Genomic DNA, 14421 nt, shown 5'->3' with positions numbered 1-14421 from the left:
CTCTGCAAGTGGATGTGCGGGAGTGACCCGCGATAACGCGACCAAGGCTATCCCGACCGGCGTTCTCGGCCGCCGACGGCCTCTCGCACGCGTTTTAGCTGATCAAGGCCGGTGCGGTTCGCGGAGGGGGTGTTGGGACCACGCCTGGGAGCACCGGTACCCTCCACGTTCGTGAGCTTCGCTGGTTTTGACCTCATCGTCGTCGGATCCGGTTTCTACGGACTGACCGTTGCCGAGCGCGCCGCCTCCCAGCTGAACAAGCGGGTGCTCGTTCTGGAACGTCGTTCCCACATCGGTGGCAACGCGTACTCGGAGGCTGAGCCCGAGACAGGAATCGAGGTGCACCGCTACGGTGCGCACCTCTTCCACACCTCGAACAAGAGGGTCTGGGAGTACTGCAACCAGTTCACCGAGTTCACGGGCTACCAGCACCGCGTCTTCGCGATGCACAAGGGCACCGCGTACCAGTTCCCGATGGGCCTGGGTCTGATCACCCAGTTCGTCGGCAAGTACCTGTCGCCGGACGAGGCTCGCGCGTGGGTCGCCGAGCAGGCGTCCGAGATCGACAGCAAGGACGTCACGAACCTCGAGGAGAAGGCGATCTCGCTGGTCGGCCGTCCCCTCTACGAGGCGTTCATCCGCGACTACACCGCGAAGCAGTGGCAGACCGACCCGAAGGAGCTGCCGGCCGCGGTCATCAGCCGCCTCCCGGTCCGCTACAACTTCGACAACCGCTACTTCAACGACACCTACGAGGGCCTGCCGGTCGACGGCTACACCGCGTGGCTCGAGAAGATGGCGGAGCACGAGAACATCGAGGTCCGCCTCGACACGGACTTCTTCGACGTGAAGGACGAGATCCCGGCGGGCACGCCGGTCGTCTACACCGGTCCGGTCGACCGCTACTTCGACTACTCCGAGGGCTGGCTCGGCTGGCGCACGCTCGACTTCGAGCAGGAGGTCCTCCCGACGGGTGACTTCCAGGGCACGCCGGTCATGAACTACAACGACGCGGAGTTCCCCTACACCCGCATCCACGAGTTCCGCCACTTCCACCCGGAGCGGGACTACCCGAAGGACAAGACGGTCATCGTCCGCGAGTTCTCCCGCGCCGCGGAGAAGGACGACGAGCCGTACTACCCGATCAACACCGCAGAGGACCGCGAGAAGCTGGAGCGGTACCGGGTGCTCGCCAAGAAGGAGGCGGCCGAGAAGAACGTCCTCTTCGGCGGCCGTCTGGGCACCTACAAGTACCTCGACATGCACATGGCGATCGGATCCGCGCTGAGCGCGTTCGACAACAAGATCGCTCCGCACCTCACCGAGGGCACGCCGATCAACGGCGACCTGGACTGATGGTGACGATTTAGTTCGTTTTTCGCCCGGCCGTACAACCTGTGCGGCCGGGCGATCGTCTTTGCACAATGAGTACTATGGGCGCTTGACGCGCCGCGCCACGACTACTTTCTGTGGCGGTAGCCATCCATGAAGCTGACCCGAACCGACCGCGTGCGGTTCGCCGGAGGAAGCACGTGACCGAGCAGGCCAAAGCCGCAAGCGCTACGAAGATCAACCCGACCCAGGTCCTGCAGCGGGTGATCATGCCGCGGGACGAGGACCCGCTGGACGTGCGACCGCTCTACCTCGACGAGCCGGCAAACGTGCACAGCCACGTTTCGGGCCGCCGCGCGGTGACGGTGCCGACCTCGGCGAAGGTGTCGTTCGCGTCGTACTTCAACGCCTTCCCCGCGAGCTACTGGAAGCGCTGGACGGTGATCGAGGACGTCGTGCTGCGCCTGCGCGTGCGCGGTGCCGGTCGCATCGACGTCTACCGCTCCAAGGCCAACGGCGACATCGTGCACCTCGACGGCCACGTCGTGCGCACTCCCAAGGCCTACTCCGACATCGCCATCAAGGTGTCGCTCAAGCCGTTCGAGGACGGCGGCTGGATCTGGTTCGACGTCTTCACCGACGACACCACGATCGAGATCGAAGAGGCGGCCTGGACCACCGAGCAGGTGCTGCCGACCCAGACCGTCGCCATCGGCATGACGACGATGCGCCCGGTCGACGCGGTCATCGCGCTGCGCACCCTCGGCGAGGACCCGGCCGTGCTGGCCGTCCTGAAGAAGGTCTTCGTCGCCGACCAGGGTTCGGTCAAGGTCCGCGACACCGAGGGCTACGCCGAGGCCGTCAAGGCGCTCGGCGACAAGCTGGAGATCATCGAGCAGGACAACCTCGGTGGCTCCGGCGGCTTCACCCGCGGTCTGTACGAGGCGATCGAGCACACCGACGCCGACCAGATCATGCTGATGGACGACGACATCCGCCTGGAGCCGGACGCCGTCCTGCGCTCGAACGCGTTCGCGCGCGCCGCGGCCCAGCCGGTCATCGTCGGTTCGCACATGCTGAACCTCCAGGCCCGCGCCCGCCTGCACAGCATGGGCGAGGTCGTCGACCTGGGCACCTGCTACTGGCGCGCGGCGCCTGGTGCGCTCACCGACCACGACTTCGGCGCCGAGACGCTGCGCGAGACCGAGGAACTGCACGCCCGCATCGACTCCACCTACAACGGCTGGTGGATGTGCCTGTTCCCGCGTGAGGTCGTCCAGCGCACCGGTTACCCGCTGCCGCTCTTCATCAAGTGGGACGACGCGGAGTACTCGCTGCGCGCCCTCGAGCGCGGCTACCCGACGGTGTCGCTGCCCGGCTCCGCCGTGTGGCACATGCCGTGGACGGACAAGAACGACGCCACCGACTGGCAGGCGTACTTCCACACCCGCAACCGCCTCGTCCTCGCGGCGCTGCACAGCCCGTACGACGTGCGGTCGACGCTGCTCAAGCAGGGCCTGAAGCTGTCGCTGCGGCACCTGCTGTCGATGGAGTACTCGACCGTCGCCGTGCAGCAGAAGGCGATCGAGGACTTCCTGGCCGGCCCGTCGAAGCTGTTCGACTCGCTGCGCACGGCCCTCCCGGCCATCCGAGAGCTCCGCAAGGACTACTCGGACGCCCAGGTCCTGCCGTCCGCCCGCGAGTTCCCGGCCCCGACGTTCGACATGGTCCGCGCCGAGCAGATGCTCACGCCGCCCACGAACCCGGTCACCATCGCGTCCGAGGCCGCCAAGGCGCTCATGCACAACCTGCGCGAGCCCCAGGCCGCCACGGCCGAGCGCCCGCAGATCAACGTGCCGGCGACCAACGCCCGCTGGTTCCTCCTGGGCAACCTGGACAGCGCCACGGTCTCCAACGCCGACGGCAGCGGTGTCGCGTTCCGCAAGCGCGACCCGAAGGAGTTCCGCGCCCTGATGAAGCGCGCGGTCCGCAACTACCGCCGGCTGTCCGCCGAATGGCCGCGGATGCAGAAGGTGTACCGCGACGCGCTGCCCGAGCTCACCTCGGTCGAGTCGTGGCGCAAGGTGTTCGAGAACAACTGATCCGGTTGTGAGAAAAGGGCCCTCGGAATTCCGGGGGCCCTTTCTTCGTGGGCCACTGAGCCTTGCGCATCTCTTCCTGCGCTTCCCGAAGCTCGACCGCTTCGTCTACACGGTCGCCCACCAGGAGCGCGAGCGACAAGTCGATGTTCGCCGACGCCACGCACCCACCCAGGCAGTGTGGTTGCGCTTCGCGTCCGCCTTGATCCGTGAGCTGCGGGGTTGTGCCTTCGTGCCGATTGCGGACCTGACAGGCGCGGAGTAGCCGTGCAACCGCTCATCCCTTGATTCCGGTCTCGGTGACGCCGCGCACCAGGAACCGTTGCAGTGCCACGAACACGATCACCAGCGGCGCAATCGACACCGCAGCCGCGAGGAACAGCTCGTGCAGGTTGAGCGCCTGCGCCGTGAGGAACGTCGACAGCGCCACCTGCACCGTCCACGAGTCCTGGTCCTGCGCGATCACCAACGGCCACAGGAACTGGTTCCACGACGTCACGAACGAGATCACGCCCAGCGCGGCGAAGAACCCGCGCGAGTTCGGCACCACGATCCGCCAGAACGTGCCCCAGTGGCCGAGCCCGTCGATCCGGGCCGCCTCCTCCAGTTCGCGCGGGAACGTCAGGAAGTACTGCCGGAACAGGAACGCGGTGAACCCGCTGAACAGGCCCGGGATCACCAGTCCGCGCAGGTCGGAGACCCAGCCGAGGGTCGACACCACCACGAACGACGGCACGAACGTCACTGCCGCCGGGATCATCAGCGTCGCGACCACCAGGTACAGCACGACGTTCGCGTACCGGTACGGGATGCGCGCCAGGCCGTAGCCCGCCAACGAGCACAGCAGCAGCTGTCCCAAAGTTTGCAGCACCGCGACGACGAGAGAGTTGAGCATGCTCCGCAGCAACGGCACGGCGGGGTCGTTGAACAGCTCGGCGAAGTTCTCCCAATGGACTTCGGAAGGCCACCACGTCCACGACGTCGCCGAGATCTCGGACTCGAGCGCGAGACCATTGCGCAGCACCAGGTAGAACGGCAGCAGGAAGAAGACCGTGACCACCGTCAAAGCCGTGTACCGCAGGGCTTTCATCGCGTGAACACCCGGCCCTGCGCCAGCGTCACGCCCGCGATCAGCAACGACAGGATCACCGCGCCCGCGCTGCCGTGCCCGAAGTCCTGACCGCCGCTGCCCAGCGACGTGTAGTAGAGGTACACGAGCGGAGGCCTGCCGAACGGGCCGGAGCCCAGCACGTTGTAGAACTCGTCGAACGCCTGATAGGCCGCGATCAGCAGAAGCAGCAGCACCGCGACCGATGTCGTGCGCAGCTGCGGCAACGTGATGTGCCGCAACGCCTGCCACGGCCGTGCGCCGTCGATCCACGCCGCTTCGTAGAGGTGGTGCGGGATCCGTTGCAGGCCGGCGATGAACAGGATCATGTAGAACCCCAGCTGGAGCCACAGCCGCAACGTCACGAGCACCACCCAGTACCAGGGCGGCGTGACGGTCCACGCGATCGGCTCCGCGCCGAACCAGCCCAGCACCGTGTTCGCCAGGCCGTACCGCACGCCGTTGAACAGCGACAGCTTCCACACCAGCGACGCGACGACGTACGAGCAGGCGAACGGCAGGAAGAACACCGAGCGGAAGAACGCCTGCATGAAGCGGATTCCGTTGACCAGCAACGCCAACGCCAGCGCGAGCACGAACGTCAGCGGCACCACGAACAACGCGAACACGCTGAACGTGCCCAGCGACTGGAGGAACGGGCCGTCGGTGAGCATGTCGGCGTAGTTGTCGAACCCCACGAACGTCGTCGGCGTGACCGTGTTGCGCGCGTCGAAGAACGAGAGCAGCACGCTCCACCCGATCGGCACGTACACGAACACCAGCAGCCCGAGGAAGAACGGCCCCACGAACAGCCAGAACGAGCGCGTCATCCGTAGAGGCGCTTCAGCTCGTCCCGCACCTTGCCGACCGCGCCGCGCAGCTCCGCCGAAGCGTCGGCGCCTTCCCGCACGACCTTCGCGACCGCGTCCTCGAACGCCGTCCGCATCGCCGACGTCCAGTCCGGCGGGTTGGACGACTTGGCGTTGTCCCGCACCAGCGTCACGGCCTCGGCGCCCGCACCGGTCTTCAGCTTCTCGGCAGCGGAAGCGAGCGAGGACCGCGGCGGGATGTGAAAGCCGTACGACTGGTTGAAATCAGCCTGGTAGTCGGTGCGTTCCACCCACAGCCAGCGCACGAACTCCTTGGCCTCGGCCACCTTCGCCGACCGGGCGTTCACCATCGCCCCGTACGCCCCGACCGGCACCGAGGCACGGCCGGAGGCGTTCAGCCGCGGCCACGGCAGCACCCCGAAGTCGTCACCCAAAGCCTTCTGCACGGCCGGAACCGTCCACAACCCCGTCCACTGCATCGCCACGAGCCCCTGCGTGAACGCGTCCGGCTCCGACCAGTCCTTCACCGCGCCCAGCAACAACGCCCCGCTCGTCTGCAACGACCGCAGCTTGCCGATCGCCTCCGCCGCAACGGGATCGTCGAACCCGACCTGGTGCTCGGGCGTCACGTAGTCGAGCCCCGCCGACCACAGCGCGGGCCCGGCGAGCACCTTCACGCCGGCGTCGTTGCCCGCGAACAGCCCCTTGACCCCGCTGGTCGTCAGCCGTCGCGCCGCGTCGACCAGTTCGTCCACAGTGGAGGGAGGAGAGACCCCGGCCGCGGCGAGCATGCTCTTGCGGTAGAACAACATCTGCACGTCGACGGCCTGCGGGATGCCGTAGAGCTGCCCGTCCACGGTGTGCCCGGCGAGGATCGACGCGGTGAAGTCGTCACGGGCGGACGCGATCACGTCGTCGAGCGGGGTCAGCTGCCCCGCCCGCACCGCGCTCACCTGCGTGGTGGCCTCGAAGACGTCGGGTCCGGTGCCGGACAGCAACGCCGTGGCGAGCTTCGAGTCGTAGTCGCCGGGGTTCCACTGCACGTCCACCGGCACCTTGCCGTACGCCTGCGCGTACCGCTCGACCGCCTGCTGCACCCCCGGCTCGCCGTACGCGTGGTACCACTGCCGAAGGCCCTGGGAGTCACGTCCGGTGTTCGATCCGCACGCCGAAAGCAGTGTCAGCGCACCAGCGGTGGTCAGAAGTCTGCGTCGGGAGATCACTACCCAACGTTTACTCCCCTTACCGGGAGTAGGCGATCACAACGCGCGAGAAACCGGCTACCGGCCGTGAAACGACGACGGCCCCCTCCCGGAAAACCGGAAGGGGGCCGTCGACCAGAGCTCACTTGCGGAAGAACTGCTCCCGCCGGCCCAGCCGGACCAGCTTCAGCCACTCCACGAACGCCTTCGGGTCCTTGCGGACGCCGAGGAAGTACAGGCCGAACCGGAACAGCTCCAGCAGCCCCAGCTTGCGCATGCCGGGCTGAGCCAGCAGGTAGCCGCGGTTGCGGTAGGTGTAGTAGCGCTTGATCGGGTTTTCCGGGTCCTGCGCGTGGAAGCGGCCACCGAGCATCGGCTTGAACTCGTCAGAGCCGTCCGGGTGCACGTACGCGACCTTCAGGGACGTGCCGAACGGCAGACCGCTGCGCACCAGGCGGCGGTGCACCTCGACCTCGTCGCCGCGGAAGAACAGGCGGTAGTCCGGCACACCGACGACGTCGAGCGTCGTGGCGCGGAACAGGGCGCCGTTGAACAGCGAGGCGATGCCCGGCAGGAAGTCGGTGCCGAGGTCGGCCGCCGAACGCTTCCAGGTCAGGCCCCTGCGCAGCGGGAACGCGAGCTTGTCCGGCGAGTCGATGTTCGTGACGACCGGCGAGATCTCGGCGAGGCCCCGGCGCTCGGCCTCCTCCAGCAGGACTTCCAGCACGTTCTCGTCGGCGGGGCGGCCGTCGTCGTCCGCGAGCCACACCCACTCCGCACCCAGCGACAGCGCGTGCAGGATGCCGAGCGCGAAGCCGCCGGCGCCCCCGAGGTTGCGGTGCGACGCCAGGTAGGTCGTGGGCAGGGGGCACTGCTCGACCAGGTCGTTGACCGGCTGGTCCGGCCCGTTGTCGACGACCACCAGGTGGTCGGGGACGCGCGTCTGCGTCGAGAGGGCCTTGAGCGACTCGGCGAGCAGCTCGCGGCGGTGGCGGGTGACCACCACCGCCACCACGGAGCCCTTGGGCAGTGCCTCGAGGTTCACTGTCTATTCGCCGCCGTTTCCGCTGAGGACGGGGGAGTCGTAGCCGAGCCTGGCCAGCTGCTCGGTGCTCATCCGGTCGAACGGGTCGAAGCCCTTGTACTCGGTCAGCACCTCGCGAAGACCACCGTGCATCTTGACACGGCCCTCGTCCATCCAGATCGCGCTGTCGCAGAAGTCCAGCAGCGTTTCGTCCGAGTGGTTCGCGAACACCAGCAGACCGGAGCGGGCCACCAGGTCCTTGAGGCGGTCCCTGGCCTTCGCCATGAACGCCGCGTCGACCGCGCCGATGCCCTCGTCGAGCAGCAGGATCTCGGGGTCGATCGAGGTGACCACGCCGAGCGCGAGCCGGACGCGCATGCCGGTCGAGTACGTGCGCAGCGGCATCTGCAGGTAGTCACCGAGCTCGGTGAACTCCGAGATGTCGTCGACGCGCTTTTCCATCTGCTTGCGAGTCATGCCGAGGAACAGGCCCCGGATCATGATGTTCTCGTAGCCGGAGATCTCCGGGTCCATGCCGACGCCGAGGTCGAAGACCGGAGCCACCTTGCCGACGATGCGGGACTGGCCGCGGGTCGGCTCGTAGATGCCGGCCAGCAGGCGCAGCAGCGTGGACTTGCCGGCGCCGTTGTGGCCGACCAGGCCGACGCGCGCGCCGTCCTTGAGCGACAGCGAGATGTCGTGCAGCGCCTCGATGATCGGCACCCGGCCCTCAGAGCCGATCTTGCCGCCGACCTTGCCGAGCGCGAGCTTCTTCAGCGACCTCGACTTGGCGTCGAAGATCGGGAAGTCGACCGATGCGTTCCAGACGTCGATGCTGACCATGGTGAGTCGACCTCCTCTAGACCCAGTAGGAAACGCGGGCGCGGTAGTTGCGCAGGATGACCATCGCGAGCCCCCAGCCGCCGACGGTGAAGCCGCCGACGATCGCCCAGTGGTGCCAGTCGACCGCGTGGCCGAGCAGCGGGGCGCGGACGACCTCGACGAAGTGGTACACGGGGTTGAGCTCGGCGATCAGGATGCGCCAGTCGTTGCTGCCACCGCCGGTGACCTTCTGCAGCACGCCCGCGTCCCAGACGATCGGCGTCATGAAGAAGACCAGGTTGATGAAGCTGGTCACGACCGGCGGGATGTCGCGGAAGCGGGTGCTGATGACGCCGAACGCCAGCGCGACCCACACCGCGTTGAGCGCGAGCAGTGCGAAACCGGGGATCGCGAGCACGATGGTCCAGCTCAGGCCCGGGTGGACGGGTCCGTTGGGGCTGATCTGGTACTGGTGGCTGAGCGCGGGGAAGAAGATCGCCAGCACGACCGCGTAGACCGCGAGGTTGTGCAGCAGGAACAGCACCTGGCGCCACACCATGCGCATCACGTGGACGGTGATCGGCGCGGGGAGGTGCTTGATGAGCCCCTCGTTCGCGATGAACACGTCCGTGCCCTCGGTGATGCAGCCGAGGATGAAGTTCCAGACGATGAAGCCGACCGTCACGTACGGGAGGAACGTCGGCACGTTGGTCTCGAACAGCACCGAATACAGCAGGCCGAGCGCGAGAGCCGTGGTGCCCATCGAAATGGTGATCCACAGGGGACCGATCACCGAACGGCGGTAGCGCTGCTTGATGTCCTGCCAGCCGAGGTGGCCCCACAGTTCGCGGTGGTCCCACGCTTCCCGCACGTCGGCGAACGCGCGCTTGAAGCTGCGCGACTTGACGGCAGGCGGCGCCTCGGGGTGCTCGAGGGTACTGGTGGCTTGCACGAGGACTGAGCGTACCGGCGTCCGTTCACCGACCTGGACGCCGGTACGTCACGGAGTGGTCAACGAGCGGGGATCTTGGTCACCCGCATGGCTACCTGCTCGTTGTCGTAGGTGAACGCCTCGTAGCCGAACTCGATGCCCGTCGCCTCGACGTACTCCGTCCAGGCCTTGTGCTCGTGGTCCTGCCAGCCGGGGAAGTTGAAGTACTCGTCGAAGTGGATGACGCTGCCTTCGACGAGCCTCGGCCCGACCAGTTCCAGCACGGTCTTCGTGGAGGAGTAGAGGTCGCAGTCGACGTGCAGGAACGTCACCGGGCCCTCGTGCTCCGCGAGGAAGCCCGGCAGCACCTCGTCGAACCAGCCGACGACGAGCTCGGCGCCCGGCACCTCCGGCAGGCCGTCGACGTTGAACGCGCCGGCGGGGAAGCCGTTGCGCCAGTTCTCCGGTAGGCCCTCGAACGAGTCGAAGCCGAAGACGCCCTCGCCGCCGCGCGCGGTGGCGATGATCTTCAGCGTGGTGCCCTGGTAGACGCCGAACTCCAGCGCGAGCCCGCCTTCGGGGGCGAGCGAGAGCGCGTGTTCGAGCGTCTCGTGCGGGTGGCCGAACTGCGGGACGTGCGGCATGTGCTCGCGCACGAACTGCGCGCTCTGCAGCGCGGCCTCCTGCTCGCCCGCGAAGACCAGGTCGCGGCGCGTGCGGATCTCCAGCTGGCGGGTCTGGTCGACGGACCTGTCGCCCTGGTGGCGGATCTCGTCCTGCACCTGCCGGCCGAGGTCGTCCACCTTGCGTTGCAGGTCGTCGACCTGCGCGCGGATCGGGGCGACGGCGTCCGCCACCAGTTCGATCGCCTTCACCCGCAGCTTGTGGCGCAGTTGCTTCGCCGACAGGGCACGGCGCACCTGCTCGAGCACGATGGCTCCTCTCCAGGAAGTTCAGCGGGCATCGTAGAACCAACACCCGGTCCCTCGGCTAGAGGTACTGGCCGGTGCCCTTGCCCGTGATGCCACCTTCCGCGCCCTCGCCACCGCTGCCCGCGGGCAGCGCGCGGCCGCGCATCTGCTCCAGCTGGGCCCGTGCCGCCATCTGCTGGGCGAACAACGCCGTCTGGATGCCGTGGAAGAGGCCCTCCAGCCAGCCGACGAGCTGGGCCTGCGCGATCCGCAGCTCGGCGTCCGAGGGCGTGCCCTCCTCGGTGAACGGCAGCGACAGCCGCTCCAGCTCCTCGCGCAGCTCGGGCGCGAGGCCGTCCTCGAGCTCCTCGATGGACCGCTTGTGGATCTCCTTGAGGCGGTTGCGGCTGGCCTCGTCCAGAGGTGCCGCGCGGACCTCCTCCAGCAGCTGCTTGATCATCGTGCCGATCCGCATGACCTTGGCCGGCTGTTCGACGAGGTCGGCGATGTCGCCGTCCTGGCCGCCGACGATTACGACGGGCTGCTCCTGGTTCATGGTCTCCATCCTCGCGCCATTCACGTTTTCGAAACCAATCGGGGTGGGGCTGGTAGTTGCTGTGTTTGCCCATATACGTACGGTGTGTGTCATGGCGTTCGACGTCGCACGGGTACGAGGGCTCTTCCCCGCGCTCGGCGACGGCTGGGTCCACCTCGACGCACCGGCCGGCATGCAGGTGCCGGAACAGGTCGCCACCGCCGTCTCCACCGCACTGCGCGCCCCGGTCTCCGGCCCGGGAGGCATCTTCCCCGCGTCCCAGCGCGCCCAGGGCATCGTGGACGCCGCCCGCCGGTCGGTCGCCGACCTGGTCGGAGGCGATCCCGCCGGTGTCGTGCTCGGGCCGTCGTCAGCGGTGATGCTGCAACGGCTCGCGGACGCGATGACGGACGACTGGTTCATGGGTGACGAGGTCCTGGTTTCCCGGTTGGACCACACGGCGAACATCGCGCCGTGGCTGCGGGCGACCCAGCGGACCGGCAGCGCGGTCAAGTGGGCCGAGATCGACATCGAGACGTGCGAGCTGCCGAGCTGGCAGTTCGACGAGCTCGTCACCGACCGCACGAAGCTGATCGCCATCACGGCGGCGTCCGGCGTGGTCGGCACCAGGCCCGACCTGGCGAAGATCTCGTCCGTGGCGCGTGCGCACGGCTCGTTGATGGTGGTCGACGCCTCCGCCGCGGCGCCGTTCGTGCCGTTGGACATCGTTGGCATGGGTGCCGACGTCGTGGCTCTTTCGGCCGGGCAGTGGGGCGGGCCGCCGGTCGGCGCGCTGGTGTTCCGCGACCCGTCGGTGCTGGAGCGGCTGCCTTCGGTATCAGTGGATCCGATGGCGCGCGGCCCGGAACGGCTCGAGCTCGGCCCGCACGCGTATCCGATGCTCGCCGGGCTCGTTGCGTCCGTCGAGTACCTCGCGGACCTGGACGACGCGGCCTCCGGTACGCGCCGCGAGCGGTTGCTCACGTCGCTCGGGTCCGTGAAGGCCTACCAGGCAGGACTGCTCGCTAACCTCATCAACGAACTGCGGTCGCTGCGACACGTGATGGTGATCGGCGACGCCATGCGGCGGGTGCCCGCGCTGGCGTTCTCGATCGCCGGGGTCAAGGCGGAGGACGGCGTCGAACACCTCGCGTCGCGGGGCGTCTGCGCGTTCGCCGACCCCGGCCAGCACGGCGTGTTCTCGGTGCTGGGCGTCGGTGAGATCGGTGGCGCCATCCGCATCGGGCTCGCGCACTACACGAACGCCGTTGAGATGGACGACCTGGTGCGGGCGGTGGCCGAGCTGGGCTGACAGGGTTTGGAGAGATCCTCTTTGGACGACTCGCTGGCTCGCGAGCTGGCTGATCTCTCGGCCCTGCAGCGCATCGGCTCGTTGAACACCGAGTACCTGCCGGCGACCGTCGGCGACCTGAGGCCCGCGGCACTGGTCGCGGTGATGGACGAGGTCGTGCTCGGCGCGCGGACCGTTCTGGTGGAGCTCGGGTGCGGGGCGTCCTCGGTGTTGCTGGCGCGTTTGTTGCAGCAGCGCGGTTTCGGGCACCTGTTGTCGATCGAGCACGACGAACGGCTCGCTGCTTTCGTTGCGTCGCAACTTCGTCGTGAGGGGTTGGGCTCCGTTGCTCGCGTCGTGCACGCGCCGTTGTCACGGCATCCGGCGGCGTTGTCGCGACACGGCCAGTGGTACGCGCCGCAGCAGGTGCACGACGAAGTGCTCAGTTACGTAGAACGGTTCGGTCTGGTGGACCTGCTGCTCGTGGACGGTCCTGGGTTCGGCGACTCGCGTTATCCGGCGTTGCCCGTGCTGCGGGCCGTGCTGGCGCCGGGCGCGACGGTGCTGGCCGACGACGTGGACCGGCCGGACGAGGCGGCGGTGCTGGCGCGGTGGTCCGAGGAGTACGGGCTGGAGTTCCGCACGGCTCCCCGGACCTCGCTCGCGGCGGCTACCGCTCTCGCTTGAGCAGGACCTTGCCGAAGACGTCGCCGTTGTCGAGCAGCCGGTGCGCCTCGGCGGCGTTCGACATCGGCACGACCTCGCCGACGATCGGGTGCACGGCGCCGCTCTCGATCAACGGCCAGAGGTGTTCGCGGACCTGGGCGACGATGGCGCCCTTGCTCTCGACGCTGCGGCCGCGCAGGCCGGTCGCCATCACCGACGCGCGTTTCGCGAGCAGCTTGCCGATCGGCAGTTCGCCCTTCACGCCGCCCTGCATGCCGATGATCATCAACCGGCCGTCCGGTGCCAGCACGTCGATGTTGCGGCCCAGGTAGGAGGCGCCCATGTTGTCGAGGACGACGTCGGCCTTCTCGACTTCTTCGACGAAGTCCTGGGTCTTGTAGTTGACCGTGATGTCCGCGCCGAGCTCCTTGCACTTCGCGAGGCGCTCGTCGGAGCCCGCGGTGACCGCGACCGTCGCGCCGAGGGCCTTCGCGACCTGGATGGCGTGCGTACCGATGCCGCCGGCGCCGCCGTGCACGAGGAACGTCTCGCCGAGCTTGAGCCTGCCGTCCATCACGACGTTCGACCAGACCGTGCAGGCGACCTCGGGCAGCGCGGCCGCCGTGACGACGTCGACGTTGCTCGGAACCGGCAGCACCTGGGGGGCGGGCACGACGACCTTCTCCGCGTAGCCGCCGCCCGCGAGCAGCGCGCACACCTCGTCGCCGACGCTCCAGCCCGTGACGCCCTCGCCGAGCGCTGCGATCGTGCCGGAGCACTCCAGGCCGATGATGTCGGACGCGCCCTTGGGCGGCGGGTAGAAGCCCTGGCGCTGGAGCAGGTCCGCGCGGTTGACCGCACTCGCGGCGACGTCGATCAGCACCTCGCCCGGACCCGGCACGGGGTCGGGGACCTCGGTCCAGGTGAGCACCTCTGGGCCGCCGGGTTCGTTCACGGTGATCGCACGCATACAGTCGACCGTAATACCGTTCGACAGGTCCGGCACCATCGGATCATGGACGCCTGGCCGTTGCGACATCTCGTTCTGCGCACCCCGCGCCTGGAGCTGCGCCCCGACGACGACGCCTCGTTGCACGAGCTGGTCGAGGTGGCGCGCGAGGGCGTGCACGATCCGTCCGAGATGCCGTTCAACGTGCCGTGGACCGACCACCTCGGCGACGGGCGTGGGCTGCTCCAGCACTTCTGGGGGCAGCGGGCGAAGTTCTCTCCCGAGGACTGGGTGATCGCGTTCGTCGTGCGGTACGAGGGCAGGGCGATCGGCGTGCAGGACGTCGGCGCGCGCGACTTCGCCACGTTGCGTGAGGTGGGCACCGGGTCGTGGCTCGGCAAGAGGTTCCATGGCAACGGATTCGGTACGGAGATGCGTGTTGCCGTGCTGCAGTTCGCGTTCGACCACCTGGGTGCGGACGTCGCTCGTTCGGCGGCATGGCTCGGTAACCACGCGTCCAACCGTGTGAGCGCCAAGCTCGGTTACGTGCAAGACGGCACGATGCGCCTCGCACCGCGCGGAGAACGCCTTGAGCACGTGCGACTGCGTCTGGACGCCGCCGATTTCGTGCGCCCGGAGTGGGACGTGACTGTCGAGGGGCTAGCGGAGTGTGTTCAGCTGATCACCAGCTGAACTCCCGCCGACCGACGGATTGTGTCGT

Annotated in this window: 14 protein-coding genes; 5 read left to right on the top strand and 9 right to left on the bottom strand. The window is 68.1% G+C overall.

Translation table 11 applies throughout. From position 1 onward, the window contains the following. Positions 1–171 precede the first annotated feature (171 nt). A complete protein-coding gene (glf, locus tag ACQEU1_RS25960; protein ID WP_394614595.1) occupies positions 172–1356 on the top strand; it encodes a UDP-galactopyranose mutase in 1185 nt (394 codons plus the stop codon). A gap of 176 nt (positions 1357–1532) precedes the next feature. Further along, positions 1533–3434 (top strand): glycosyltransferase, encoded by a 1902-nt coding sequence (locus ACQEU1_RS25955; protein ID WP_433206766.1) that lies wholly within the window; start codon positions 1533–1535, stop codon positions 3432–3434. A 274-nt stretch (positions 3435–3708) separates the two neighbouring features. On the opposite strand, the gene ACQEU1_RS25950 is transcribed toward ACQEU1_RS25955, so the two are convergent. The 8 genes from ACQEU1_RS25950 to ACQEU1_RS25915 form a co-directional block, all read right to left on the bottom strand. Next, positions 3709–4521: a carbohydrate ABC transporter permease gene (locus ACQEU1_RS25950; protein ID WP_433206763.1), complete on the bottom strand. Its 813-nt coding sequence runs from the start codon at positions 4519–4521 to the stop codon at positions 3709–3711. Further along, positions 4518–5369, bottom strand: coding sequence for a carbohydrate ABC transporter permease (locus ACQEU1_RS25945; protein WP_433206760.1), 852 nt, complete (start codon positions 5367–5369; stop codon positions 4518–4520). Before ACQEU1_RS25945 ends, ACQEU1_RS25950 begins: the two co-directional genes overlap by 4 nt. Then, a complete protein-coding gene (locus ACQEU1_RS25940; RefSeq protein WP_433206757.1) occupies positions 5366–6592 on the bottom strand; it encodes an ABC transporter substrate-binding protein in 1227 nt (408 codons plus the stop codon). The genes ACQEU1_RS25945 and ACQEU1_RS25940 overlap by 4 nt, the downstream gene beginning before the upstream one ends. A gap of 121 nt (positions 6593–6713) precedes the next feature. Next, positions 6714–7616, bottom strand: coding sequence for a galactofuranosyltransferase GlfT1 (gene glfT1 / locus ACQEU1_RS25935; protein WP_433206754.1), 903 nt, complete (start codon positions 7614–7616; stop codon positions 6714–6716). 3 nt (positions 7617–7619) lie between these two features. After that, the gene (wzt, locus tag ACQEU1_RS25930) at positions 7620–8438 is read right to left on the bottom strand and encodes a galactan export ABC transporter ATP-binding subunit Wzt/RfbE (protein ID WP_433206751.1); all 819 of its coding nucleotides are present in this window, start codon (positions 8436–8438) and stop codon (positions 7620–7622) included. A 16-nt stretch (positions 8439–8454) separates the two neighbouring features. Beyond that, complete coding sequence (wzm, locus tag ACQEU1_RS25925) at positions 8455–9369, bottom strand: galactan export ABC transporter permease subunit Wzm/RfbD (RefSeq protein WP_433206748.1); 915 nt, start codon at positions 9367–9369, stop codon at positions 8455–8457. Between the two features lie 59 nt (positions 9370–9428). Continuing rightward, complete coding sequence (locus ACQEU1_RS25920; RefSeq protein WP_433206745.1) at positions 9429–10280, bottom strand: class I SAM-dependent methyltransferase; 852 nt, start codon at positions 10278–10280, stop codon at positions 9429–9431. 58 nt (positions 10281–10338) lie between these two features. After that, positions 10339–10815, bottom strand: a complete 477-nt coding sequence (locus tag ACQEU1_RS25915) for a bacterial proteasome activator family protein (protein ID WP_382442309.1) — start codon at positions 10813–10815, stop codon at positions 10339–10341. Between the two features lie 91 nt (positions 10816–10906). On the opposite strand from ACQEU1_RS25915, the gene ACQEU1_RS25910 reads away from it, so the two are divergent. Both ACQEU1_RS25910 and ACQEU1_RS25905 read left to right on the top strand, forming a co-directional pair. Continuing rightward, positions 10907–12106 carry a cysteine desulfurase-like protein gene (locus tag ACQEU1_RS25910; protein WP_433206741.1) on the top strand — a complete coding sequence of 400 codons (1200 nt, stop codon included), beginning with the start codon at positions 10907–10909 and terminating at the stop codon, positions 12104–12106. A 21-nt stretch (positions 12107–12127) separates the two neighbouring features. Next, positions 12128–12772, top strand: coding sequence for a class I SAM-dependent methyltransferase (locus ACQEU1_RS25905; RefSeq protein ID WP_433206738.1), 645 nt, complete (start codon positions 12128–12130; stop codon positions 12770–12772). Here the strand turns inward: ACQEU1_RS25905 and ACQEU1_RS25900 are convergent. Beyond that, positions 12756–13721 (bottom strand): NAD(P)H-quinone oxidoreductase, encoded by a 966-nt coding sequence (locus ACQEU1_RS25900; protein WP_433206735.1) that lies wholly within the window; start codon positions 13719–13721, stop codon positions 12756–12758. The two genes, ACQEU1_RS25905 and ACQEU1_RS25900, sit on opposite strands and share 17 nt — an antisense overlap. 45 nt (positions 13722–13766) lie before the next feature. On the opposite strand from ACQEU1_RS25900, the gene ACQEU1_RS25895 reads away from it, so the two are divergent. Next, on the top strand, positions 13767–14393 hold the full coding sequence (locus tag ACQEU1_RS25895; RefSeq protein ID WP_433206732.1) for a GNAT family N-acetyltransferase: 627 nt from the start codon (positions 13767–13769) through the stop codon (positions 14391–14393). Positions 14394–14421: the final 28 nt, after the last annotated feature.

The sequence above is a fragment of the Lentzea sp. CA-135723 genome, assembly GCF_050936595.1.
Classification (GTDB): domain Bacteria; phylum Actinomycetota; class Actinomycetes; order Mycobacteriales; family Pseudonocardiaceae; genus Lentzea.
The sequence above is the reverse complement of the archived record's forward strand: the minus strand, read 5'-3'. Positions and strand labels throughout refer to the sequence as shown.

Bases quoted from the DNA above. Each gene is read 5' to 3' on its own strand.
- ACQEU1_RS25945 (WP_433206760.1), bottom strand. From the start codon at position 5,369: ATGACGCGCTCGTTCTGGCTGTTCGTGGGGCCGTTCTTCCTCGGGCTG.
- ACQEU1_RS25895 (WP_433206732.1), top strand. From the start codon at position 13,767: ATGGACGCCTGGCCGTTGCGACATCTCGTTCTGCGCACCCCGCGCCTG.
- wzt (WP_433206751.1), bottom strand. From the start codon at position 8,438: ATGGTCAGCATCGACGTCTGGAACGCATCGGTCGACTTCCCGATCTTC.
- ACQEU1_RS25910 (WP_433206741.1), top strand. From the start codon at position 10,907: ATGGCGTTCGACGTCGCACGGGTACGAGGGCTCTTCCCCGCGCTCGGC.
- ACQEU1_RS25950 (WP_433206763.1), bottom strand. From the start codon at position 4,521: ATGAAAGCCCTGCGGTACACGGCTTTGACGGTGGTCACGGTCTTCTTC.
- ACQEU1_RS25900 (WP_433206735.1), bottom strand. From the start codon at position 13,721: ATGCGTGCGATCACCGTGAACGAACCCGGCGGCCCAGAGGTGCTCACC.
- ACQEU1_RS25915 (WP_382442309.1), bottom strand. From the start codon at position 10,815: ATGAACCAGGAGCAGCCCGTCGTAATCGTCGGCGGCCAGGACGGCGAC.